This is a genomic window from Aeromicrobium jepli, from assembly GCF_047246605.1.
GTDB lineage: Bacteria > Actinomycetota > Actinomycetes > Propionibacteriales > Nocardioidaceae > Aeromicrobium.
The window spans coordinates 93461-114079 of the sequence record NZ_JBFOKO010000005.1 but is presented as its reverse complement, the minus strand read 5'-3'; the positions used below and the strand labels follow the sequence as shown (position 1 = coordinate 114079).

General features: G+C 71.5%; 17 protein-coding genes. 3 read left to right on the top strand and 14 right to left on the bottom strand.

Annotated features, from left to right (window positions below; translation table 11 throughout):
• Nucleotides 1–65: 65 nt before the first annotated feature.
• Genes AB3M81_RS11265 through AB3M81_RS11250 form a run of 4 tightly spaced genes read right to left on the bottom strand, consistent with a single transcriptional unit; the run spans nt 66 to nt 6832 of the window.
• The gene (locus AB3M81_RS11265) at nt 66–1634 is read right to left on the bottom strand and encodes a protein kinase family protein (RefSeq protein ID WP_412904007.1); all 1569 of its coding nucleotides are present in this window, start codon (nt 1632–1634) and stop codon (nt 66–68) included.
• 45 nt (nt 1635–1679) lie between these two features.
• Nucleotides 1680–3320, bottom strand: coding sequence for a murein biosynthesis integral membrane protein MurJ (gene murJ / locus AB3M81_RS11260; protein WP_412904006.1), 1641 nt, complete (start codon nt 3318–3320; stop codon nt 1680–1682).
• A complete protein-coding gene (locus AB3M81_RS11255) occupies nt 3313–5358 on the bottom strand; it encodes a DUF6049 family protein (RefSeq protein WP_412904176.1) in 2046 nt (681 codons plus the stop codon). Before AB3M81_RS11255 ends, murJ begins: the two co-directional genes overlap by 8 nt.
• A 49-nt stretch (nt 5359–5407) precedes the next feature.
• Nucleotides 5408–6832, bottom strand: a complete 1425-nt coding sequence (locus AB3M81_RS11250; RefSeq protein ID WP_412904005.1) for a CCA tRNA nucleotidyltransferase — start codon at nt 6830–6832, stop codon at nt 5408–5410.
• Nucleotides 6833–6956: 124 nt separating this feature from the next.
• Here AB3M81_RS11250 and AB3M81_RS11245 point away from each other — a divergent pair, with 124 nt between their 5' ends.
• A complete protein-coding gene (locus AB3M81_RS11245; protein WP_412904004.1) occupies nt 6957–8534 on the top strand; it encodes an ABC-F family ATP-binding cassette domain-containing protein in 1578 nt (525 codons plus the stop codon).
• Between the two features lie 42 nt (nt 8535–8576).
• Here the strand turns inward: AB3M81_RS11245 and AB3M81_RS11240 are convergent, their stop codons facing one another.
• The 6 genes from AB3M81_RS11240 to AB3M81_RS11215 form a co-directional block, all read right to left on the bottom strand.
• A complete protein-coding gene (locus tag AB3M81_RS11240) occupies nt 8577–9872 on the bottom strand; it encodes an ABC transporter substrate-binding protein (RefSeq protein ID WP_412904003.1) in 1296 nt (431 codons plus the stop codon).
• 61 nt (nt 9873–9933) lie between these two features.
• Nucleotides 9934–11070, bottom strand: coding sequence for a branched-chain amino acid ABC transporter permease (locus AB3M81_RS11235; protein WP_412904002.1), 1137 nt, complete (start codon nt 11068–11070; stop codon nt 9934–9936).
• Nucleotides 11067–11963, bottom strand: coding sequence for a branched-chain amino acid ABC transporter permease (locus tag AB3M81_RS11230; protein WP_412904001.1), 897 nt, complete (start codon nt 11961–11963; stop codon nt 11067–11069). The genes AB3M81_RS11235 and AB3M81_RS11230 overlap by 4 nt, the downstream gene beginning before the upstream one ends.
• The gene (locus AB3M81_RS11225) at nt 11960–13813 is read right to left on the bottom strand and encodes an AMP-dependent synthetase/ligase (RefSeq protein WP_412904000.1); all 1854 of its coding nucleotides are present in this window, start codon (nt 13811–13813) and stop codon (nt 11960–11962) included. Before AB3M81_RS11225 ends, AB3M81_RS11230 begins: the two co-directional genes overlap by 4 nt.
• Nucleotides 13810–14616, bottom strand: a complete 807-nt coding sequence (locus AB3M81_RS11220; protein WP_412903999.1) for an ABC transporter ATP-binding protein — start codon at nt 14614–14616, stop codon at nt 13810–13812. The genes AB3M81_RS11225 and AB3M81_RS11220 overlap by 4 nt, the downstream gene beginning before the upstream one ends.
• Before the next feature lie 73 nt (nt 14617–14689).
• Nucleotides 14690–15502: an ABC transporter ATP-binding protein gene (locus AB3M81_RS11215; RefSeq protein ID WP_412903998.1), complete on the bottom strand. Its 813-nt coding sequence runs from the start codon at nt 15500–15502 to the stop codon at nt 14690–14692.
• A gap of 119 nt (nt 15503–15621) precedes the next feature.
• On the opposite strand from AB3M81_RS11215, the gene AB3M81_RS11210 reads away from it, so the two are divergent.
• Nucleotides 15622–16218, top strand: a complete 597-nt coding sequence (locus AB3M81_RS11210; RefSeq protein ID WP_412903997.1) for a TetR/AcrR family transcriptional regulator — start codon at nt 15622–15624, stop codon at nt 16216–16218.
• Nucleotides 16219–16221: 3 nt separating this feature from the next.
• Here AB3M81_RS11210 and ppgK read toward each other — a convergent pair whose 3' ends face one another.
• Entirely contained in the window at nt 16222–16971 is a 750-nt protein-coding gene (gene ppgK / locus AB3M81_RS11205) for a polyphosphate--glucose phosphotransferase (protein ID WP_412903996.1), read from the bottom strand.
• 106 nt (nt 16972–17077) lie between these two features.
• Here ppgK and AB3M81_RS11200 point away from each other — a divergent pair, with 106 nt between their 5' ends.
• Nucleotides 17078–18016 (top strand): DUF808 domain-containing protein, encoded by a 939-nt coding sequence (locus AB3M81_RS11200; protein WP_412903995.1) that lies wholly within the window; start codon nt 17078–17080, stop codon nt 18014–18016.
• Between the two features lie 109 nt (nt 18017–18125).
• Here AB3M81_RS11200 and AB3M81_RS11195 read toward each other — a convergent pair whose 3' ends face one another.
• The 3 genes from AB3M81_RS11195 to AB3M81_RS11185 all read right to left on the bottom strand — a co-directional run bounded on the left by AB3M81_RS11195 (nt 18126) and on the right by AB3M81_RS11185 (nt 20527).
• A complete protein-coding gene (locus AB3M81_RS11195) occupies nt 18126–18746 on the bottom strand; it encodes a LysE family translocator (RefSeq protein ID WP_412903994.1) in 621 nt (206 codons plus the stop codon).
• Between the two features lie 91 nt (nt 18747–18837).
• On the bottom strand, nt 18838–19938 hold the full coding sequence (locus AB3M81_RS11190) for an inositol-3-phosphate synthase (protein WP_412903993.1): 1101 nt from the start codon (nt 19936–19938) through the stop codon (nt 18838–18840).
• A gap of 7 nt (nt 19939–19945) precedes the next feature.
• A complete protein-coding gene (locus tag AB3M81_RS11185) occupies nt 19946–20527 on the bottom strand; it encodes a PadR family transcriptional regulator (protein WP_412903992.1) in 582 nt (193 codons plus the stop codon).
• Nucleotides 20528–20619 lie beyond the last annotated feature (92 nt).

Below are 20619 nucleotides of genomic sequence, written 5' to 3'. Positions count from 1 at the left end.
CTTTCGATCGGGGTTCACGTGGTGCAACGGATTCTAGGTGGTGATTGTTCCCCGGCCCGGCGACATCAGCGGCCGCGGACCGTCACCTGACGGATCTCGCCACGGTACTGACCGTCACCGACGGAGGGCAGCGAGCGCAGCCACACGACGACGAACCGCGTGCGCGTCTGGCCGGGCAGGCCGACCGAGACGTCCTCGTCCGCGCCGTTGAGCGTGGCCAGCTCGCGCAGCTCGCCGAGCGCGCGCGGCGGGGTCGACAGCGTGGACGGCGCGGTGAAGATCGACAGGTCGGTCGGGGCGCCCCGCAGCCGCAGGCGCACCTGCTCGACGCTGCGCACCGTGCCGAGGTCGAGGATGACGCCGACGCCGTCCTTGAGCCCGCCGAGGTCCGCGCGTCCGTAGTACGTGGCCGTGGTCCAGCCGGACTCGGGATCGTCGTCGATCACGAGGTCCGTCGAGTCGGGGTTCTCGCGTCCGTCCTCGCCCTGCGGGTCGAAGTCGATGACCTCCTGGACGGGCAGCACCCGCACGGGCGTGGCGGGCGCCGACGGCGAGAAGGGAGCGCCCTCGCGGTCGATCTCGCGGTAGACGAGGATGCCGAGGATCGCGGCGAGCAGCAGGGCCGTCACGAGGCCGAGCAGGATGAGCGCACGGTCGCCGTGCGTCATCGAGGACATGCGCGAGCGCATCCGCTCGCGCCGCGTGGGCGGCTTCGGCTCGAAGGCCTTGGGCCGGCGGCGCGGCGGCTCGAGTCCCGGCGGCGGCCCCGACGGCTCGATGACGGGATCGAGGCGCAGCAGGTCCGGCGACGTGACGTCGTAGCCGAGCGGCTCGTCGAACAGGTCCTCCTCGTCGGCGCCGGCCTCGTACAGCTCGCGCGCGATCTCGGCGGCGGTGGTCAGCGGGTCGCGGTGCCGGTGCGGCTCCAGGATGCGGTCGCAGATGAGGTCGACGTCGCGCAGCACGCCGGCACGGACCTGGCGCGGGCGCAGCAGGTGGCCGTGCTCCGTGGGCGCGGCGCGCAGCCCGTCGACGTGACCGCCCGGCCACCGGCTGACGAGGCACGCGTACAGCAGCTTGCCGAGCGCGTTGACGTCCGCGGCGCGGTACGTGGCCAGGTCGTCGGCGGAGTCCTGGTGGTCGGCGGGGGCGAGCGCGGTGGCGACGCCGAGGCCCACGATCCGCACGGCGCCCGACTCCTTGAGCAGCACCTGGTGCGGCGTCAGGCGCCGGTGGACGAGGCCGCGGTCGTGCGCGTGGGCGATCGACTCGGCGACCTCGGCGACGATGGCGGCCGCGCGCCGGTTGGGCAGCGGGGACTGGGCGAGCAGGCGGCTCAGCGGCGTCGCCTTGGCCCACTCGCGGACCACGACGTGCACGCCGTCCTCGTCCTGCAGCAGGTCCAGCACCCGCAGGAACCGATGGTCCGTGACGGTCGTGGAGAGCCGCGCGGCCTGCAGGAAGTTCTCACCGCGCGGGTCGTCGGCCGGCAGCAGCTCGACACGGACGTTGCGGTGCAGGATCCGGTCGACGGCGCGCCAGTTCGAGGCCCCCAGGCTCTCGCTGACCAGGTCCGCGAGCTCGTAGCGCGAGGCGAGCACGTCGCCGGAGACGTGTGGTCTCCGGTCGCTCATCGTTCCTCCTCGGCCGGCCGTGCGGACCCACTCATCGTACGTGCGTCAGGAACGGCGCAGGACCGAGGTGACGACATAGCGCAGCTCCTCGATGCGGAGCAGGCGTGCGGCCAGCACGGTGGCGACCGCCCCGGCCAGGCCGACCACCACGAGCTCGCCGAGCGCCGAGAGCGGAGACAGCTCGCCGGCGTCCACCGAGGTCCACGCCCAGCGCCCCGCCAGCATGACGCCGGCGGCGACGACGCACACGACCGCGAGGCGCACCACGAACCTCACCGTCTCGCGCTCGGCCAGTGAGCCGATGCGACGCGACAGCAGGGTCGTGGAGACGGCCAGGCCCAGCAGGTACGCCAGGCCGTAGGCCAGCGCGAGCCGCGTGGAGACCTCGATCGGCGCGGCGCCGCGCGTCAGCAGCAGCGCGAGCGCGATGTTGGATCCGGCGATGACGGCCTGGATCCAGAACGGCGTGCGGGTGTCCTCCAGCGCGTAGAACCCGCGCAGCACGACGTAGTGCAGGCTGAACATCACCAGCGCCAGCGCGAACGCCGAGATCGTGGTGCCGATCGCCTCGGTGTTGCCGCGGGCGGCGCCGAACCCGGCCAGGACCGAGGCGATGGGCAGGCCCAGGCACGCGATGGCCACGCCGATCGGCGCGATCAGCATGAGGGCGAGTCGCAGCGTCCGGCCCAGCTCGAGGCGCATGCGGCCGAAGTCGCGGTCGGCCGCGAGTGCCGCGAGGGTCGGGATGATCGCGGTCGCGAGCGAGACGGTGATGACGCCGTGCGGCACCTGGCTGATCAGGAAGCCGACGTCGTAGACGACCTGGCCGGCGCTGGACTCGCCGCGCTTCGCGCCCTCGATGTCGGCGCCCGACGCGAGGCGCACGATCACGAAGTACGAGATCTGGTTGACGACGATGAACGCCAGCGTCCATGCGCCGAGGCGCGCCGTCTTGCCCAGGCCCACACCGCGGAAGTCGAAGCGCGGCCGGTACGAGAAGCCCACCTGGCGCAGGTAGGGCACGAGGACGAGCGCCTGCACGGCGATGCCCGCGGTGGAGCCCAGGCCCAGCAGCCAGGCCTCGCCGGTGCTGAAGCCGTCGGCCGCGCCCGGGGCAGCGACGCCGAAGACGATCGCGTACGCCCCCAGCACGCCCAGCGCGACGAGGTTGTTGACGATGGGCGCCCACATCATGGGCCCGAACCGCTGCCGGGAGTTGAGGATCTGCCCCACGAGCACGAAGGCGCCGTAGAAGAACACCTGCGGCATGCACAGCAGCATCAGCAGCGCGGCCGACTCCCGCTGGCGGGTGAACTCGTCCGTGAACAGCTCCGCGCCGAACAGCAGGCGCAGCAGCAGCGGGACGGCGATCATCAGCACGACCGTGGCGGCGCCCAGCACGAGCAGGCCGAGCGTGATGATCCGGTTGGCGTACGCGTCGCCGCCGTCCGGGTCGTTCTTCATCGCCCGCACCAGCTGGGGCACGAGCACGACGTTGAAGATGCCGCCCGCGACCAGGATGTAGAGCGAGTTCGGGATCGAGTTCGCGACGTTGAAGATGGAGCCGTTCAGCGCACTGCCGACGACGGCGAGCAGGACGAGCGAGCGCAGCAGGCCCGTGATGCGCGAGACGATCGTCCCGAGCGCCATCCAGGCGCTGGCGCGGGCGAGGTTGCCGTCACTCATCGTCGTCCTCGGGGTGCTCGGTGGCGTCGGGCTCGGCACGGCGGCGCCGGCGGCGGCCCAGGAAGCGACGCGCCCACGTCGCGATGACCAGCAGGCCGGCCGCGCCCATCGCGATCCACACGATGAGCCCGACGTTGCTGGAGCGGATGTTGAACACGGCCGGGTCGCCGAAGCCGGCACCGCTCTCGGTCACGAGGCGCGCGGTGACCGTGCTGGAGGTCTGCTCGCCCAGGTCGACCTCGACCGTCACGGTGTGGCGCTCGCCGGGCGCGATCTCGACCGCGTCGATGTCCTGCAGGTCCAGCGCGGGGTTGTCGGCGTCGAGGGAGAGGCCGACCCGGACCGTGCGGCGCGTGTCGTTCGCGACCGTTAGCGGGAACCCGCCGCGGCGGCTGGAGAGCGTGATGGTGGACGGGCTGTCGATCGAGATCCCGGCCAGCTCGGACTGCAGCGCGCTGATCTGGCGGTCGACCTTCTGCAGGGCGACATCGGGGTCCTGGCGCCAGCGGACCGAGAGGTCCTCGACGACCGAGCGGGACAGGTCCACCCGCTCGTCGTCGACGAGGACCTCGTTGAACAACGTGGCGGTGCGCGAGAAGGTGGCGACCCGGTCGAGCAGCGTGGCCGGGAGCGAGGTCGTGTCGACGTCGTCGGGGACCGAGCCGGTGTAGCTCAGCGGCGAGGCGCGGACCAGGTCCGAGGCCGTGACCGGCCGGGTGAGGCTCCCGCTGCCGCGCACCGAGACGGCCTGCGCGGCCACCGCGACGCCGCTGGCGCCGGGGTTCCAGCTGGGATCGACGATCGTCAGCGCGTCCGCGCGCGAGCCGGGATCGCTCTCGCGCGAGAGGACCGCGAGCGCGGCGTCCGTCAGCACGCGCTGGCGCAGGGTCACGGCGGTCTCGACGCCGGGCGTGTCCGGCAGCGTGCCGTTGACCAGCAGCGGCAGGGGGCCGCTCGTCGTCTCGAGGTTCACGACCGAGCCCAGGCGCGGCTCCCAGTCGGGCACGCTGCGGCGCGACACGAGCGTGGGCCCGTCGTCGCGGGCGCGCACGTCCTCGAGCATCGAGCGGGTGACACCGGAGATCGTCGGCCAGCTGGCGCGCGACCCGGTCAGCGCGTGCTCCACGAGCGCGGCGGAGGTGGCGGCGTCGACCTGCTTCCAGAGGGCCTCGGCGTTCTCGGGGTAGCGGTTGAGCGCCAGCTCGTCGGGTCGGGCGTACGACACGATCCACGTGGTCGAGTCCAGGGCCAGCTCGCGGAGCTGGTCGAGCCACAGGCGCACCGCGGCCGCCTGCTCCTGCGTGACCTCGGCCCCGTCCGGGACCTCGTCGGGGTCGGTGAGGTGGGCGAGCTCGTCGAGCAGCGACGGGTCCAGCACGATCGTCCGGCCGGCGCGGGGCGTGGCGCGGGCCGCGTCGAGGTAGTTCCGCAGCTGGCCGTTCGCGACGGAGCCGGCGACCTGCTCCCAATCGGGGTCCGCCGCCTCCCACGTCGGGGTGAACGGGAACACGAGGCCGGCCGGGACGGCCGCGGCCGAGTCGTCCACCCACGGCAGGAAGGTGGTGGCCCGGGCGACGGCGTTGGAGGAGCGCTCGCCCTCGGCATCGGTCGCCAGCACCTGGACGCCCACGGGGTAGACGCCTCCGGGTCCGGCCAGGCCGAGGCGGCGGACCGGAACGCGGATGTCGAAGGGGGCGGAGGCGCCGGGCGCCAGGGTGCCGACCTCGTCGAACGAGCCGGCGTCGATGACGCGCTCGCCCGTGTAGGACTGGCCGTCCTCGATCGCCGTCTGGATCTGCGCGCGCGACTGGAACGGGCTGCGCGGGATGACGAGGTAGGCCTGGACCGCGGACCACGGGGTGTCGCCGGTGTTGCGGATGACGCCGCGCATCCGGATGGTGCCCCGGTCCGACAACGCCGAGGGGGTCAGGGCGTCGATGCGCACGGCGAGCGAGCCCTCGCTGGCGTCGGCCTGCGGGGTCGGCGCGCCCACCAGGAGCGACACGGCCACCACGAAGGCGGTGAGCCAGGCGCGCATCGTCACCACGTCATCGTAGTGGGGCCGGTGCGCCGGTCGGCGGCGCAACTCAGCGGGCGGCCCACCAGGCGCGGAGCGCCTCGATGGCCTGGTCCTGCGGCAGCGGGCCGCGGTCCATGCGCAGGTCGAGCAGGAAGCGGTACGCCTCGCCCACCTCGCGGCCGGGGCCGATCTGCAGGATCTGCATGATCTGGTTGCCGTCGAGGTCGGGCCGGATGGACTCGAGCTCCTCCTGCGCAGCGAGCTGGGCGATGCGCGCCTCGAGGTCGTCGTAGGTGCGCTGCAGCCGCAGCGCCTTGCGCTGGTTGCGCGTGGTGCTGTCGGCGCGCGTCAGGATGTGGAGCCGCTCGAGCTGGTCGCCGGCGTCGCGGACGTAGCGGCGCACGGCCGAGTCGGTCCACTCGCCGGTGCCGTAGCCGTGGAACCGCAGGTGCAGCTCGACCAGCATCGCGACGTCGTCGGTGATGTCGTTCGGGTACCGCAGCGCGCGCATCCGCTTGCGGGTCAGCTTCGCGCCCACGACGTCGTGGTGGTGGAACGTGACCGTGCCGTCGTCCTGGAACCGCCGGGTCCTCGGCTTGCCGATGTCGTGCAGCAGCGCCGCGAGGCGGATCGTCAGGTCGGGACGCTCGTCGAGCCGGTGCTCGAGGTCGATCGCCTGCTCCAGGACCGTCAGCGAGTGCTCGTAGACGTCCTTGTGGCGGTGGTGCTCGTCGCGCTCGAGGCGCAGGGCCGGCAGCTCGGGCAGGACGCGATCGGCCAGCCCGGTGTCCACCAGGACGCGCAGGCCGCGGACCGGGTCGTCCGACAGCAGCAGCTTGTTGAGCTCGTCGCGCACGCGCTCGGCCGAGACGATCTCGATCCGGTCCGCCATCGCGGTGATCGCCTCGGTGACGTCGTCGGAGGCGATGAAGCCCAGCTGGCCCACGAAGCGGGCCGCGCGCATCATGCGCAGCGGGTCGTCGCCGAACGAGATCGCCGGGCCGATGGGGGTGCGGATCGTGCGGTCGGCGAGGTCGTCCAGGCCGCCGTGCACGTCGACGAACTCGAGGTCGCCCAGGCGCAGCGCCATCGCGTTGACGGTGAAGTCGCGGCGCGCGAGGTCGTCGGACAGGTTGGTGCCGAACGCGACGACGGGCTTGCGCGAGTCGGGGTCGTACTCGTCGGCACGGTACGTCGTGATCTCGAGCGTCTCGGTGCCCTTGCGCAGGCCGATCGTGCCGAAGGCGCGGCCGACGTCCCACAGCGCGTCGGCCCAGCCCGCGACGATCGACTCGATCTGGTCGGGCGTGGCCGAGGTGGTGAAGTCCAGGTCCGTCACCGGGCGGCCCAGCAGCGCGTCGCGGACGGGCCCGCCGACCAGCGCGATCTCGTGGCCGGCGTCGGCGAACCGCGCGCCCAGCTCGGTCAGCACGGGGTGCGTCGCGAGCAGCTCGTCGAGGCGCCTCTTCTCGTGCGGGGTCAGTTCGGCCACGAGGGTCGAGTCTATCGGCCCGCCCGCGACCCGGGACGGTCGACGGCGCGGGCCCCGCCGGGTTAGGCTGGTGCCATGGAGAGCTGAGGTCCCGACCGCCCGCCCGCGACCCCGGAGATCTCGCATGTCCTCCTCCCTCCTTTCCTCCCACGCCTCGTTCGTGCTGCCCGACGGCCGCACGCTGCTGCGCGACCTCACGTTCTCGCTCGGTCCCGGGCGCCACGGGATCGTCGGCGACAACGGCAGCGGCAAGACCGCCCTGCTGCGACTCCTCGCCGGCGACCTGAGCCCCACCACCGGCACCGTCGAGGCGCGCGGCCGCCTCGCCCACCTGCGGCAGACCCGCGCCCCTGCCTCGGCCTCCGTCGCCGACCTGATCGGCGTCGGCCCGGTCCTGGCGGCACTGCGCCGCATCGAGGACGGCTCCGTCGACCCCGCCGACTACGACGCCGTCGGCGACGACTGGGACCTGCCCGAGCGGCTCCACGCGTGGCTGGACCGCACGGGCCTGGGCCACGTCGGCCTCGACCGGCCCGCCTCGTCGGTCTCCGGTGGGGAGGCCACGCTGCTCGGGCTCGTCGGACTGCTGCTGCAGCGGCCCGACGTGCTGCTGCTGGACGAGCCGACCAACGACCTCGACGCGGACGGCCGCGCCCGGCTGACCGAGATCGTGGACGAGTTCAGCGGCACCCTGGTCCTGGTCAGCCACGACCGCGCCCTGCTCGAGCACGTCGACCACATCGGCGAGGTCCGCGACGGCACGGTCCGCTGGTACGGCGGCACCTACAGCGAGCACCTGGCGATGGTCGAGGCCGAGCAGGACGCCGCCCAGCGCGCGGTCGCGACGGCGCGGGCCGACGTGCGGCGCCAGCGACGCGACCTCGTCGAGCAGCAGGTGAAGCAGGCACGCCGCGACCGGCAGGGCCGCGACCACGCGGGCAGCCTGCCGAAGATCGTCGCCGGGGCGTACCAGCGCAAGGCGGAGGTCAGCGCCGGGCGCCTGCGCGGGATGCACGAGCAGCGGCTCGAGCAGTCGCGGGACGTGCTGTCCGCGGCGCAGGACCGCGTGCGCGACGACCGGCGCATCCGGGTGGACCTGCCGGACACGGCCGTCCCGCCTCGTCGCGACGTGCTGCGCGCCGAGGGGATCGTGGCGGCACACGGGTCGGCCGCCCCGGTCGACCTCGTCGTGCGCGGACCCGAGCGGATCGCGGTGGTCGGGCGCAACGGCGCGGGCAAGACCTCGCTGCTGCGCACGCTGCTGGGGATGGAGCCGGCGCGGGCGGGCCGGTCCGAGGTGCTCGTGCCGTGTCGGTACCTGCCGCAGGGCGTCGACCTGCTCGATCCCGACCGGTCGGTGCTGGAGAACGTCCGCGCCGCGGCGCCGGACGCGCCGGTGCAGCAGGTGCGAGCCCAGCTGGCACGGTTCCTGTTCCGCGGCGGCGCGGTCGACCAGCTCGTGGGGACGCTCTCGGGGGGCGAGCGCTGGCGCGCGACCCTCGCGAGCCTGCTGCTGGCGACGCCCGCGCCCCAGCTGCTCGTGCTCGACGAGCCGACCAACAACCTCGACCTGGCCTCGGTCGAGCACCTCACTGAAGCGCTCGAGGCCTACCGCGGCGCGCTCGTCGTGGTCAGTCACGACGCGGCGTTCCTGGCCGACCTGCGCCTCGACCGCACGCTCGAGATCGGCCCCCGGGCATGACGAAGGGGGCCGGCCCACCGGGCCGGCCCCCTCCTCACCGCATCAGTTCAACGCGAAGCAGGGCTCCGTGTAGTCGTAGTCCTTCGCGGTCGAGCCGGCCGACATCTCCTGCTCGATGGAGACGCCCGTGGGCGCCGTCTTGTCGACCTTGGAGATCACCGACTGGCGCCACGCGACGTCGTTCGGCTCGCCCGTCTGGTTGAACGCCTCGTCGGGCAGCATGCCCTCGTAGTCGACGCTGTCGAGCTCGGTGGCCGCCTTGGCCACGTTCTCGCGGGTGATGCCGCCGTCCATGTCGGCCGCGGCCTCGAGCGCGGCCAGCAGCGGGTACTCCCACACCCAGCCGGCGGTATAGCCGTCGCTCGGGGACTTGACGTCCGCGAGCGCCTCGCGCATGGCCTCGTGGCCGTCCGAGTCGGTGCCCCACGGACCCCACGGGCCCGCCTGGAAGTACATCGCCTCGAGCGCCGGAGCGGCCTCGGTCTGCAGCAGCGCCGGGTTCCACGTGGGGCTCGATCCGACGACCGTGCCCTTCCAGCCCTGCGCGGCCGCGCCGCCCAGGATCGTGGCCATCTCGGCGGGACCGGTCGTGATGTAGACCAGGTCCGGCTTCTCCTTCAGCACCGCCGCGACGGCGCCGGCCTGGTTGTCCTGGCCGGTCGCGGTCTCGACGGCCTTGAAGTCGAGCCCGTTGGCCTCGGCCGCGACCTTCACGCCCGCGGCGGCGTCTCCGCCGTAGTCGTTCGGGTAGTGGATCGCGAGCACCTTGCCCTTGACCCCGCGGTTGGCGACGGCCCAGTCGACGCCGTTCATGGCCTCGAAGCAGTAGTTCGCGCCGGACTGCAGGATCTGGTCCTCGAAGTCCCACGCCGAGTTCCACGAGGCCGGCACGCCGACCACGTTGTCGGACTTCATGTCCTCGAGGATCGCCAGGGTCTGCGAGGAGCCCAGCGTCTGGCCCAGGGCGAGGATGTCGTTCCTCATCTCCTGGTACTTCTTGTTGTGGATCTCGGGGTTGTACTCGGCGTCGGCGATGTACTTGTCGATGTTGACGTCGTAGCCGCCCACGCCGCCGTCCTCGTTGACCTTCTTCCAGAACGCCTTCTGCGCGTCCGTGATCGGCACGGCCAGCGGGGCGAACGGGCCCTTCGTGAGGTCCGAGATCGCGCCGAGGTAGATGCAGCCGTTGTCCTTGTTCACGGCGTCCGGGCAGGCCTCCTCGGTGATGCCCGGTCCCGCGGCGCTGTCGTCGTCCCCGCCGCCGCGGCAGCCCGCGAGCACGAGGGCCGCCACCGCCGCACCGGCGGCCACGCGGGCCCACTTGCGGTGTTGCTTCATTGATCATCCTCCTGGGTGGTTCGACGGAGCGGTCGCGCCGTCGGCGGCCTCGCGGCCGGGTCTAGTAGGAGAAGGGCCAGCCCTTCCAGTAGTTGCGCAGCCGGACCCAGATGCCGAAGAGTCCGCGCGGCTCGAAGATGAGGAACCCGATGATGAGGGCGCCGTAGAGGATCGCCTCGAGCTGGAAGACCGAGAGCAGCTCGCCGGGGATGTAGTGGGCGATGAACTGGCTGATCCGCGGCAGCAGCGCGATGAACATCGCGCCCATGATCGAGCCGCTGATCGTGGCGACGCCCCCGATCAGCACCATCGCGAGGTACTGCACGGACAGCAGCAGGCTGAACGCGCCGGGCTCGAAGACGCCGATCACGGCGTAGTAGAGAGCGCCGGTGACGCCCGCGAAGAACGAGGACATCGCGAACGCCATGACCTTGTACTTCGTCAGGTCGACGCCGATCACCGCGGCCGCGACGTCACGGTCGCGCACCGCGCCGAACGCGCGGCCCACGCCCGAGCGGGCGATGTTGCGGCCCAGCACGGCGAACACGATGAGGAACACCAGGGCCAGGAAGAACTGCGCCTGGCCGCGGGACAGGCCCGAGATCGGCTCCATCGAGGCGAAGTCGATGCCGAACAGCTCCAGCTCGGCGCCGCGCCGGCCGACGCCGGGACCACCGGTGATGTCGCGCGCCTCGCGGAAGATGTGGTCGCCCAGGAACACCAGGCCGAGCGTCACGATCGCCAGGTACAGGCCGCGCAGCCGCACGGCGAGCGGTCCCACGAGCAGTCCGGCGAGCGCCGCGGTGACACCGGCGGCCGGGAGCCAGATCCACATCGGCAGCCCGTAGCCGAGCAGCGCGCCGTCGGGATCGCCGCCGAGGACGGCACCGGTGTAGGCGCCGACGCCGATGAAGAAGGCGTGACCGAGCGAGACCTGGCCGGCGTAGCCGGTCACCAGGTTGAGGCCGATCGCGCCGACCGACGAGATCATGCCGAGCGTCAGCACCTGCAGCAGGTCGTCGGTCAGCAGGAACGGCACGACGAACGAGGCGATCACGAGGCCGATGACGCCCCGACGCTTCGCGGACGTGTTCGCCAGCGCGAGGTCCTGGGAGTAGCTGGTCCGCAGCAGCGGACGGCCGCGGACGCCGGTGGACCGGCGGGCGTGCGTGGACGGGGCGGAGCGCAGGACGGTCATACGCGCTCGACCTCCTTCGTGCCGAAGAGGCCGTAGGGCCGCACGAGCAGCACTACGAACATGAGGGCGTAGGGCGCCACGAGCGAGAAGTTGTTGCCCAGCCAGGGCGCCACGTCAGGCTGGTAGACGGCGGTGAGCAGCTCGACGATGCCGACGGCGAGTCCGCCGATCACCGCGCCGGGGATGCTGTCGAGTCCGCCGATGATGATGGCGGGCAGCGCCTTGAGGGCGATGATCCACGTGTTCTGCTCCAGGCCGGCGCCGGTCGCCGCGACGAACGTGCCCGCGATGGCCGCGAGTCCGCCGGCGATGGCCCAGGCCAGCGCGAAGATCGCTCCGACGCGGATGCCCTGTGCGAGCGCCGTCTCCTGGTTGAGCGCGGTGGCGCGCATGGCCAGGCCCGTCCGGGCGTACCGGAAGAACAGCGCGAGGGCGACGACCGTGACGGCCGTGACGGCGATCAGGCCGAGCCGCTGGTGCGAGATCGCCAGCCCGGCGAACTCGAACCGCTCGCTGCCGTTGGGGTACGAGACCGAGCGCGGGTCCGGGCCCATGTACCGGTTGGTGAGGATGCGCAGCACGATGTCGACGCCGATCGTGATGATCGCCAGCGTGAACACCGGCTTGCCCACCATGGGCCGCAGCGCGAGCCGCTCGACGAGCATCCCCAGCAGCGCGCCGAGGACGACCGCGACCAGCAGCGCCGGCCAGAACGCCAGGTCCCAGGCGGACGTGGCGTGGTACGCGAACAGTCCGCCGCACACCATGAGCGCCGGCTGGGCGAAGCTGATGACGTGCGTGGCCTTGAAGATCATCACGTAGCCCAGCGCGAGCAGCGCGTAGATCGAGCCCTGCGCGAAGCCGTTGAGCAGGGTCTGCAGGAACTGCGTCATGCCGAGACCCCCGTCCGCTCGTCGTAGAGACTCTCGATCTCGGCGGCGAACCGCGTCGTGATCGCCGAGCGCTTGATCTTCTGGGTCGCCGTGAGCTCGCCCTCCTCGTGGTCGAGCTCCTTCGGCAGCAGCGCGAACCGCTTGATCGTCTCGACGCTGGCGAACTTGCGGTTCGTCTCGTCGACGATCGACTGCACGAGCTCGCGGACCTCGGGCTTCTCCGACAGGTCGCGGTAGGTCGTGAACGGCAGGCGCCGTTGCTGGGCCCAGTTGCCCACCGTGTCGAGCTCGATCCCGATCAGCGCGGTCAGGTACTTGCGACGGTCGCCGATCACGATCGCCTCCTTGATGTAGGGCGACGACTTGAGGCTGTTCTCGATCTCGCTGGGGCTGATGTTCTTGCCGCCGGCGGTGATGATGATGTCCTTGATGCGGTCGGTGATCCGGATGTGCGTGCCGTCGACCCACTCGCCGACGTCGCCGGTGTGCAGCCAGCCGTCCGGGTCGATCGTCTTCGCCGTGGCCTCGGGGTTGTTCCAGTAGCCGACGAACGTGCCCGCGTGCCGCGTGAGGATCTCGCCGGTCTGCTCGTCGATCCGCACCTCGGCGCCGACCTGCGGCTCACCGACCGTGCCGACCTTGACCCGCCCGGCCATGTTGGCCGTCGCGATCGCCGAGTTCTCGGTCATGCCGTAGACCTCGTGCATCGGGATGCCGATGCCCATGAAGAACTCGAGCACCTCGGGGGCGATGGGCGCCGCGCCGGACGCGGCGTAGCGGACCTTCGCCAGGCCGAGCCGCTCGCGCAGCGGGCGGTAGAGGCAGACCCAGCCGACCGCGTAGACCGCCCGGGTGGCCGCGGTGTGCCGGCCCTCGTTCTCGACGAGGGTGCGGCCGATCCACGCCGCGCGCTTCATCCAGAAGTCGAAGCTCCTGCGCTTGAGCCACGACGCGCCGCTCATCCGGATGTGGACGCCGGCCGCGACCTTCTCCCAGATGCGCGGGACGCCGAACAGCAGCGTCGGCTGGACCTCGCGCAGCGCCTGCTGCACGGTCTCGATCGACTCGGCGAAGTTGACCTGGGAGCCGACGGCCGCGTTGAACCACGTCGTGAAGACGCGCTCGGCGACGTGGCACAGCGGCAGGTACGACACGACGAGGTCGCGGTCGCTGGCCGGCGGGTCGACGAAGGCGCCGCCCTGCTGCAGGGTCCCGATGACGAACTCGATGTTGCGCATCGAGAGCATCGCGCCCTTGGGCGGGCCGGTGGTCCCGGACGTGTAGACGAGGGTCGCGAGGTCGTCGGGCACCGCCGACTCGAGCCGCTCGGTCACGGCGTCGGGATGCTGGGCGCGGTGCTGCTCGCCGAGCGCGACGAAGTCGTCCCACGCCATGAGGCGCGGGTCGTCGTACCGGCCGCGGATGCCGCGCGGGTCGACGTAGACGACGAAGCGCAGCTCGGGCAGCTCGTCGGCGATCTCGAGGTACTTGTCGACCTGCTCCTGGTCCTCGGCGACGAGGACGCACGCGCCGGAGTCGCGCAGCACGTGCAGCACCTCGGGCGCGGGGTTGGTCGGGTAGAGGCCCACCGTGGCGGCGCGGATCGCCGTGATGCCGATGTCGCAGTACAGCCACTCGCGCCGGTTCTCGCTGTGGATGGCGACGCGGTCGCCGACCTTCACGCCGAGCGCGAGCAGCGCGTGGCCCACCAGGACCGAGCGGTCCCAGTACTGCGCCCACGTGACCTCCTCCCACAGGCCGAGGTCCTTCTCGCGCATCGCGATGCGGTCGGGGGTGTCCTGGGCGCGGGCGCGGATCCGCTTCGGCAGCGTGTCGGGTGCCGCGGTCATGCGAGGTCCTCCTGCAGCTCGGCGACGACGGCGTCGTCCACGGGCCCGAGGTAGGCCCGGATGACGTCGGGATGGGTCTGCACCTCGTGGGGCGTGCCGGTGGCGACGGGCTTGCCGAAGTCCATCGCCATGACGCGGTCGGCCAGGTCCATGACCAGGCCCATGTCGTGCTCCACGAGGATCATCGGGACGTGCAGCTCGTCGCGGATGTCGAGGATGAACCGCGCCATGTCCTCGGTCTCCTCGCCGTTCATGCCGGCGACGGGCTCGTCGAGCAGCAGCAGCTTGGGCTCCATCGCCAGCGCGCGGCCGAGCTCGATCCGCTTCTGGATGCCGTACGGGAGCATGCCCACGGGCAGCTGGCGGTAGCCCTCGATCTCGAGGAAGTCGATGATCTCCTCGACGCGGCGGCGGTTCGCCACCTCGGCGTGCTTGGCGCGGCCGAGCCACGCCACCGCCGACGGCCAGCCGTAGCCCAGGTGGGCGTGACGGCCGAGCATGAGGTTGTCGACGACGTCGAGGTTCTCGAACAGCTCGATGTTCTGGAACGTGCGCGCCATGCCGAGGTTGGCGATGCGGTGCGGGCGCATGCCGCGGATGTCGGTGCCGTCGAACTCGACGCTGCCCTGCTGGGGCCGGTAGACGCCTGAGAGCACGTTGAAGATCGACGTCTTGCCGGCGCCGTTCGGGCCGATCACCGCGAACAGCTCGTCGGGATAGACGTCGAAGTCGACGCCCTGCAGCGCCTTCACGCCCGAGAACGACAGCTCGACGTCACGGACCTTGACCACGGGTTCAGTCACAGGACCCTCCTCGGGTCGGGGGAACAGGCAACGGGATGCGGCGGCACCGGGCGGTCGGCGGACGACCCGCGGTTCACGACAGCCATCGCTTCCTGCGCTTGTAGTGCTTGATGTCGCGGTAGCTGGTGGCCGTCTCGCCGCGGCCCAGGTAGAAGTCGCGGATGTCCTCGTCGTCGAGCAGCTCGGCGGCGGGCTTGTCCATGACGATCTTCCCGTGCTCCATGACGTAGCCGTGCTGGGCGATCGAGAGCGCCATCGTGGCGTTCTGCTCGACCAGCAGCACGGTCGTCCCGCGCTCGTTGATCTGCACGACGATGTCCTTGATCTGCGACACGATGCGCGGCGCCAGGCCCAGGCTGGGCTCGTCGAGCAGGAGGATCTCGGGCTGCGCGACCAGCGCGCGGCCCATCGCGAGCATCTGCTGCTCGCCGCCGGAGAGGTAGCCCGCGGTGTTCTTGCGGCGCTCCTTCAGGACGGGGAACAGGTCGTAGACCTCCTCGATCGCCTCGCTCAGGCCACCCTTGCGGGTGTGCCCGCCGACGCGCAGGTTCTCCTCGACCGTGAACTCGGCGAACACGCGACGGCCCTCGAGCACCTGGCCCAGGCCGGCGGCGACGATCTTCGGCGCGTCGGCGGTGTGGATGGGGGTGTCGCCGAGCAGGATCTCGCCCTTGGTGATCTCGCCGTCGTGGATGTCGAGCAGTCCCGAGAGCGCACGCAGCAGCGTCGTCTTGCCCGCGCCGTTGGCGCCGAGCAGGGCGACGATGCTGCCCTTCGGGACCGTGAGGCTCACGCCTCGCAACACCAGGATGACGTCGTTGTAGACGACCTCCAAGTTCTTGACCGTCAGCACGTTCTCCCCCTCGGTGTCGGCGGTCTCCGCCATGAATGTGACGACATCCTCACATAGAAAGTGATCCGCGTCACGGACTATCTACACTCGGAGTGTCGAAACTTTCGACGCCTGCTTGCCCACAGGGGGTGCCGCGGGTGGAACATAAGGCGGTGACCTCCATGCAGTACCGCCAGACGGACGGCCGGATGCAGCGCAGCGAGCGCACGCGCGCCCAGATCGTGGAGGCGCACGTCGAGCTGCTGCGCGAGGGCGTGCTGCGGCCGACCGCCGCGGTGATCGCCGAGCGCGCGGGCGTGTCGCGGCGGACGCTGTGGTCGAACTTCCACGACATGGAGGGACTGCTGACCAGCACGGTCGACCACTGGTTCCGCCTCGACGACGAGCTCCGCGGCGAGATCGACCCCGAGGCGCCGCTGGACGAGCGGATCGCGGCGTTCTGCGCCGAGCGCGAGCGGCGACTGGTCAACATCGCGCCGGCGGCCCGCGCGGCGGTGCTGAGCGAGCCGGACTTCGACGCGCTGCGCAGGAGTCGTGAGGGGCACATCCACCGCGTGCGCACCGACCTCGAGCGGGTGTTCGCGCGCGAGCTGGCGGGCGAGGACGAGCCCGGCCTGCTGGTCGACGCGATGACTGTCGCGGTCAGCTGGAACGCGTGGTCACTGATGTTCGACGACCACGGCTATCCCGCGGCCCACTGCCGCCGGCTCATGGAGCGCGCCCTGCGCGCCCTGCTGCACGTGGGCTGACGCTCAGCCCAGCACGCCGAGCTGCGCCGCGCCGATGATGCCGGCGTTGTTGCGGTGCTTGGCGGGGATGATCGGGGTGCGCAGGTCCAGCAGCGGCAGGAACTTGTCGCTGTCCTTGCTCACGCCGCCGCCGACCACGAACAGGTCGGGCGACAGCAGCCGCTCCAGGTGCGCGAAGTAGGTCTGCAGGCGCTCGGCCCACGCCTCCCACGAGAGCTCCTCGCGCTCGTACGCGCTGGCCGCGGCCCAGGTCTCGACGTTCGCGTGGCCGTCGACCTCGAGGTGGCCGAACTCGGTGTTGGGCACCAGGGTGCCGGCGTTGATCAGGGCCGAGCCGATGCCGGTGCCGAGCGTGATGACGCAGACCAGGCCGTGCTCGTCGCGCGCGGCGCCGAAGTCGTTCTCGGCCACGCCCGCCGCGTCGGCGTCGTTGACCACGTGCACGGACCGGCCGAGCACCTCGGTGAACAGCGCGTCGACGTCGGTGTCGATCCACGACTCGTCGATGTTGGCGGCCGAGCGGGCGACGCCGTGCTGCACGACCGCCGGGATGGCCACGCCGATCTGCGGCACGTCCTGCGCCTCGGGGAAGTGCTCGACGATCTGGCGGGCGACCTCCGCGACCGCCTCGGGGGTCGCGGGCTTGGGGGTGGGGATGCGGAACCGGTCCGCCGCCAGCTTGCCCTTGTCCAGATTGACCGGCGCGCCCTTGGTGCCCGTGCCGCCGATGTCGATGCCGAAGCCCATGACCATGCCAGAACCCTATCCGTGGGGCCCCGCGCCCCGACACCTTCGCCACGCCGAGGCCCGCACGGTCGTCGGCGCGCAGGACCCCGGACCCCGCCCGTACGCTGACCCCATGGCTGGAGGACTTGTCGCCCTGCTCGACGACGTGGCCGCGCTCGCGCGGCTCGCCGCGGCGTCCATCGACGACGTGGCGGCCGGTGCCGGCAAGGCCAGCGCGAAGGCGGCCGGCGTGGTCGTCGACGACGCCGCGGTCACGCCGCGCTACGTGCACGGCGTCGACCCCAAGCGCGAGCTGTCCATCATCGGCCGGATCGCCAAGGGCTCGCTGCGCAACAAGCTGCTGTTCATCCTGCCGGCGCTGCTCCTGCTGAGCGAGCTCGCGCCGTGGATCCTCACGCCGCTGCTCATGCTGGGCGGCACGTACCTGTGCTTCGAGGGCGCCGAGAAGATCTGGCACGTCCTGCACCCGCACCACGAGAAGGCCGAGGAGCCGGCGACGGCGCAGGGCCCCGAGGCCGAGAAGAAGGTCGTGTCGGGCGCCATCCGCACGGACTTCATCCTGTCGACCGAGATCATGGTGATCTCGCTCAACGAGGTGGCTGACGAGGGCTTCTGGGCCCGGGCGATCATCCTCGCGATCGTCGCGCTCGGCATCACCGCGCTCGTGTACGGCGCCGTCGCGCTGATCGTGCGCATGGACGACGTGGGCGTGGGCCTGGCGGCGCGCAGCTCGGCGCTCGCCCAGCGCACGGGCCGGCTGCTGGTCAAGGCGATGCCGCGCGTGCTGCAGGCGCTCGCGATCGTGGGCATCGCGGCGATGCTGTGGGTCGGCGGCCACATCCTGCTCGTCGGCACCGACGACCTCGGCTGGCACGGGCTCTACGGCCTCGTGCACGACCTCGAGCACGCGGTCGGCGAGGCCGTCCCGTTCGCGCACGGCGCGTTCGAGTGGCTGGCCAACACGGCGGCCTCCGCCCTCATCGGCCTCGTGGTCGGCGCCGTCGTCGTGGCGGTCGTCAACGCCGTGAAGCGCCTGCGCGGCGCCCACTGACCCCTCCGGGGTCCGAGATCCGTAGCGGTGTCCACCTGGATCGAGGCGGACCGAGCCGGATCGGGTGGACAGCGCCACACATCGTGCGCGGCGGAGGCCGCGCCGTGGCTCAGGCCTCGGCGGCGAGCACGGTCGCGAAGCCGAGCATGACGGCACCGGTCGCGCCGTCGACGCCCCGGCGGAACGGGGGCCGGGCGAGCTTCGTGGCGGCGGCGTGCGCGATCTCGATCACGACGAGGTGCACGAGGCCGCCCACTGCGACGAGCGTGAGCGCGTAGCCCAGCAGCACCGCCATGCCGTCGCCCGGGGAGACGAACTGCGGCAGCACCGCGAGGTTGAACGCCAGCACCTTGGGGTTGGTGATGTTGCACAGGAAGCCCTGCCGGAACGCGGTCCGGCGGCGCACCGGGCGGGCCGAGCCGCCGACGGCCCACGCGTCCTCGCCACGCCGGACCGCCGCGCGCAGCGCCGTGAAGCCGAGCCACGTCAGGTACGCGACGCCCGCCCAGCGGATCGCCTCGAACACCGGCTCGGCGTGCGTGATGACCGCGCCCAGGCCCGAGGCTGCCAGGACGCCCTGGATCGCGCAGCCGGTGACGATGCCCAGCGCCGTGAACAGGCCGCGGCGGCGCCCGCCGAGCACCGACGCGCGCAGCGTCAGGAACGTGTCCGGGCCCGGCGCGACGGCCAGCAGGACCACGAACAGCAGGAAGGACAGGTAGGTCGCCACGACGCGATGCTATCGCCGCGCCGGACATGCGAAACGCGCCGGATCCCCAAGGGATCCGGCGCGTTGCGCGACAGGTGCGGAGAGCTGGAGGTCAGCGCTCCTCGGTACCGGCGATGAAGCCCTCGAGGCGGGCGCGGCCCTCCTCGTCGGGACGCTGCTCCGGCGGCGACTTCATCAGGTACGACGAGGCCGACAGCAGGGCGCCGGAGATGCCACGGTCCTTGGCGATCTTGGCGGCGCGGATGGCGTCGATGATGATGCCGGCCGAGTTCGGCGAGTCCCAGACCTCGAGCTTGTACTCCAGGTTCAGGGGCACGTCGCCGAAGGCGCGACCCTCGAGGCGGACGTAGGCCCACTTGCGGTCGTCGAGCCACGCGACGTAGTCCGACGGGCCGATGTGGACGTTCTTGTCGTCGACCTTGCCGGCCAGCGGGCCGTGCAGGTTCGAGGTGACGGCCTGCGTCTTGCTGACCTTCTTCGACTCCAGGCGCTCACGCTCGAGCATGTTCTTGAAGTCCATGTTGCCGCCGACGTTGAGCTGGTACGTGCGGTCCAGCGTGACGCCGCGGTCCTCGAACAGCTTCGCCATGACGCGGTGCGTGATGGTCGCGCCGACCTGGCTCTTGATGTCGTCGCCGATGATCGGGACGCCGGCGTCCTCGAACTTCTTCGCCCACTCGGGGTCCGAGGCGATGAACACGGGCAGGGCGTTGACGAACGCGACCTTCGCGTCGATGGCGCACTGCGCGTAGAACTTGTCGGCCTCCTCCGAGCCCACGGGCAGGTAGGAGACGAGGACGTCGGCCTGCGTGTCCTTGAGGACCTGGACGACGTCGACGGGCTCGGCGTCGGACTCCTCGATGGTCTGCAGGTAGTACTTGCCCAGGCCGTCGAGCGTCGGGCCACGCTGCACCGTCACGCCGGTCGGCGGGACGTCGGTGATCTTGATCGTGTTGTTCTCGCTGGCCTGGGTGGCCTCGGACAGGTCGAAGCCGACCTTCTTGGCGTCGACGTCGAACGCGGCGACGAACTCGACGTCCTTGACGTGGTACGGACCGAACTGGACGTGCATGAGACCGGGGACGGTGCCCTGCGGGTCCGCGTCCTTGTAGTACTCGACGCCCTGGATCAGGGACGTGGCGCAGTTGCCAACGCCGACGATGGCCACGCGGACCTTGTTCTCCGAACTCATGGAGACCTCACTTTTCCTTGTCTGTCGTGCTGATGTCTTCGTGCTGCATGAACGCGTCGGCGCGTTCACGGTCGATCAACTCGGTCAGCCAGTTGATCTCGCGCTCGACCGACTCGAGGCCGTGGCGCTGAAGCTCGCGGGTGTAGGAGTCCATCCGCTCCCGGCGCTGGGCCGAGGCCTTGCGGACGTTCTCGAGGCGCTCCTCCAGCCGTGACCGGCGTCCCTCGAGGATGCGCACCCGGGTGGGGGAACTGGTGCGGGCGAACAGGGCGAAGCGGACGCCGAAGTTCTCGTCGTCCCACGCGGACGGGCCACCGTCCTCGAGCAAGGACGTGAAGTACTCCTTGCCCTCGGCCGTCAGCCGGTAGACGATCCGGGGGCGCTTGCCCCGCGGGGACGTCTCGGTGTCGGCCGCGATGTAGCCCGCCTTGGTGAGCTGCTTGAGGCAGGGGTAGAGGGTGCCGTAGGACAGCAGCCGCGTCCAGCCCAGCAGCCCGTTCACATGCTTGCGCAGCTCGTAGCCGTGCATCGGGGAGTCGGCGAGCAGGCCGAGGACGGCCAGCTCCAGGGCCGCACCGCGTCGGGCCATCGTCGCCCCCCTTCCCGAACACACGAACCGATGCCACGAATGGCTATATCGGTACGATACATCGAGTCACGTCGTTCGTGAACACCGCCGCG

Coding starts and splice junctions, on each gene's coding strand:
- AB3M81_RS11265 (WP_412904007.1), bottom strand. CDS start 1,634: ATGAGCGACCGGAGACCACACGTCTCCGGCGACGTGCTCGCCTCGCGC.
- murJ (WP_412904006.1), bottom strand. CDS start 3,320: ATGAGTGACGGCAACCTCGCCCGCGCCAGCGCCTGGATGGCGCTCGGG.
- AB3M81_RS11255 (WP_412904176.1), bottom strand. CDS start 5,358: ATGCGCGCCTGGCTCACCGCCTTCGTGGTGGCCGTGTCGCTCCTGGTG.
- AB3M81_RS11245 (WP_412904004.1), top strand. CDS start 6,957: ATGTCCTCCTCCCTCCTTTCCTCCCACGCCTCGTTCGTGCTGCCCGAC.
- AB3M81_RS11240 (WP_412904003.1), bottom strand. CDS start 9,872: ATGAAGCAACACCGCAAGTGGGCCCGCGTGGCCGCCGGTGCGGCGGTG.
- AB3M81_RS11235 (WP_412904002.1), bottom strand. CDS start 11,070: ATGACCGTCCTGCGCTCCGCCCCGTCCACGCACGCCCGCCGGTCCACC.
- AB3M81_RS11230 (WP_412904001.1), bottom strand. CDS start 11,963: ATGACGCAGTTCCTGCAGACCCTGCTCAACGGCTTCGCGCAGGGCTCG.
- AB3M81_RS11225 (WP_412904000.1), bottom strand. CDS start 13,813: ATGACCGCGGCACCCGACACGCTGCCGAAGCGGATCCGCGCCCGCGCC.
- AB3M81_RS11215 (WP_412903998.1), bottom strand. CDS start 15,502: ATGGCGGAGACCGCCGACACCGAGGGGGAGAACGTGCTGACGGTCAAG.
- ppgK (WP_412903996.1), bottom strand. CDS start 16,971: ATGGTCATGGGCTTCGGCATCGACATCGGCGGCACGGGCACCAAGGGC.
- AB3M81_RS11200 (WP_412903995.1), top strand. CDS start 17,078: ATGGCTGGAGGACTTGTCGCCCTGCTCGACGACGTGGCCGCGCTCGCG.
- AB3M81_RS11190 (WP_412903993.1), bottom strand. CDS start 19,938: ATGAGTTCGGAGAACAAGGTCCGCGTGGCCATCGTCGGCGTTGGCAAC.
- AB3M81_RS11185 (WP_412903992.1), bottom strand. CDS start 20,527: ATGGCCCGACGCGGTGCGGCCCTGGAGCTGGCCGTCCTCGGCCTGCTC.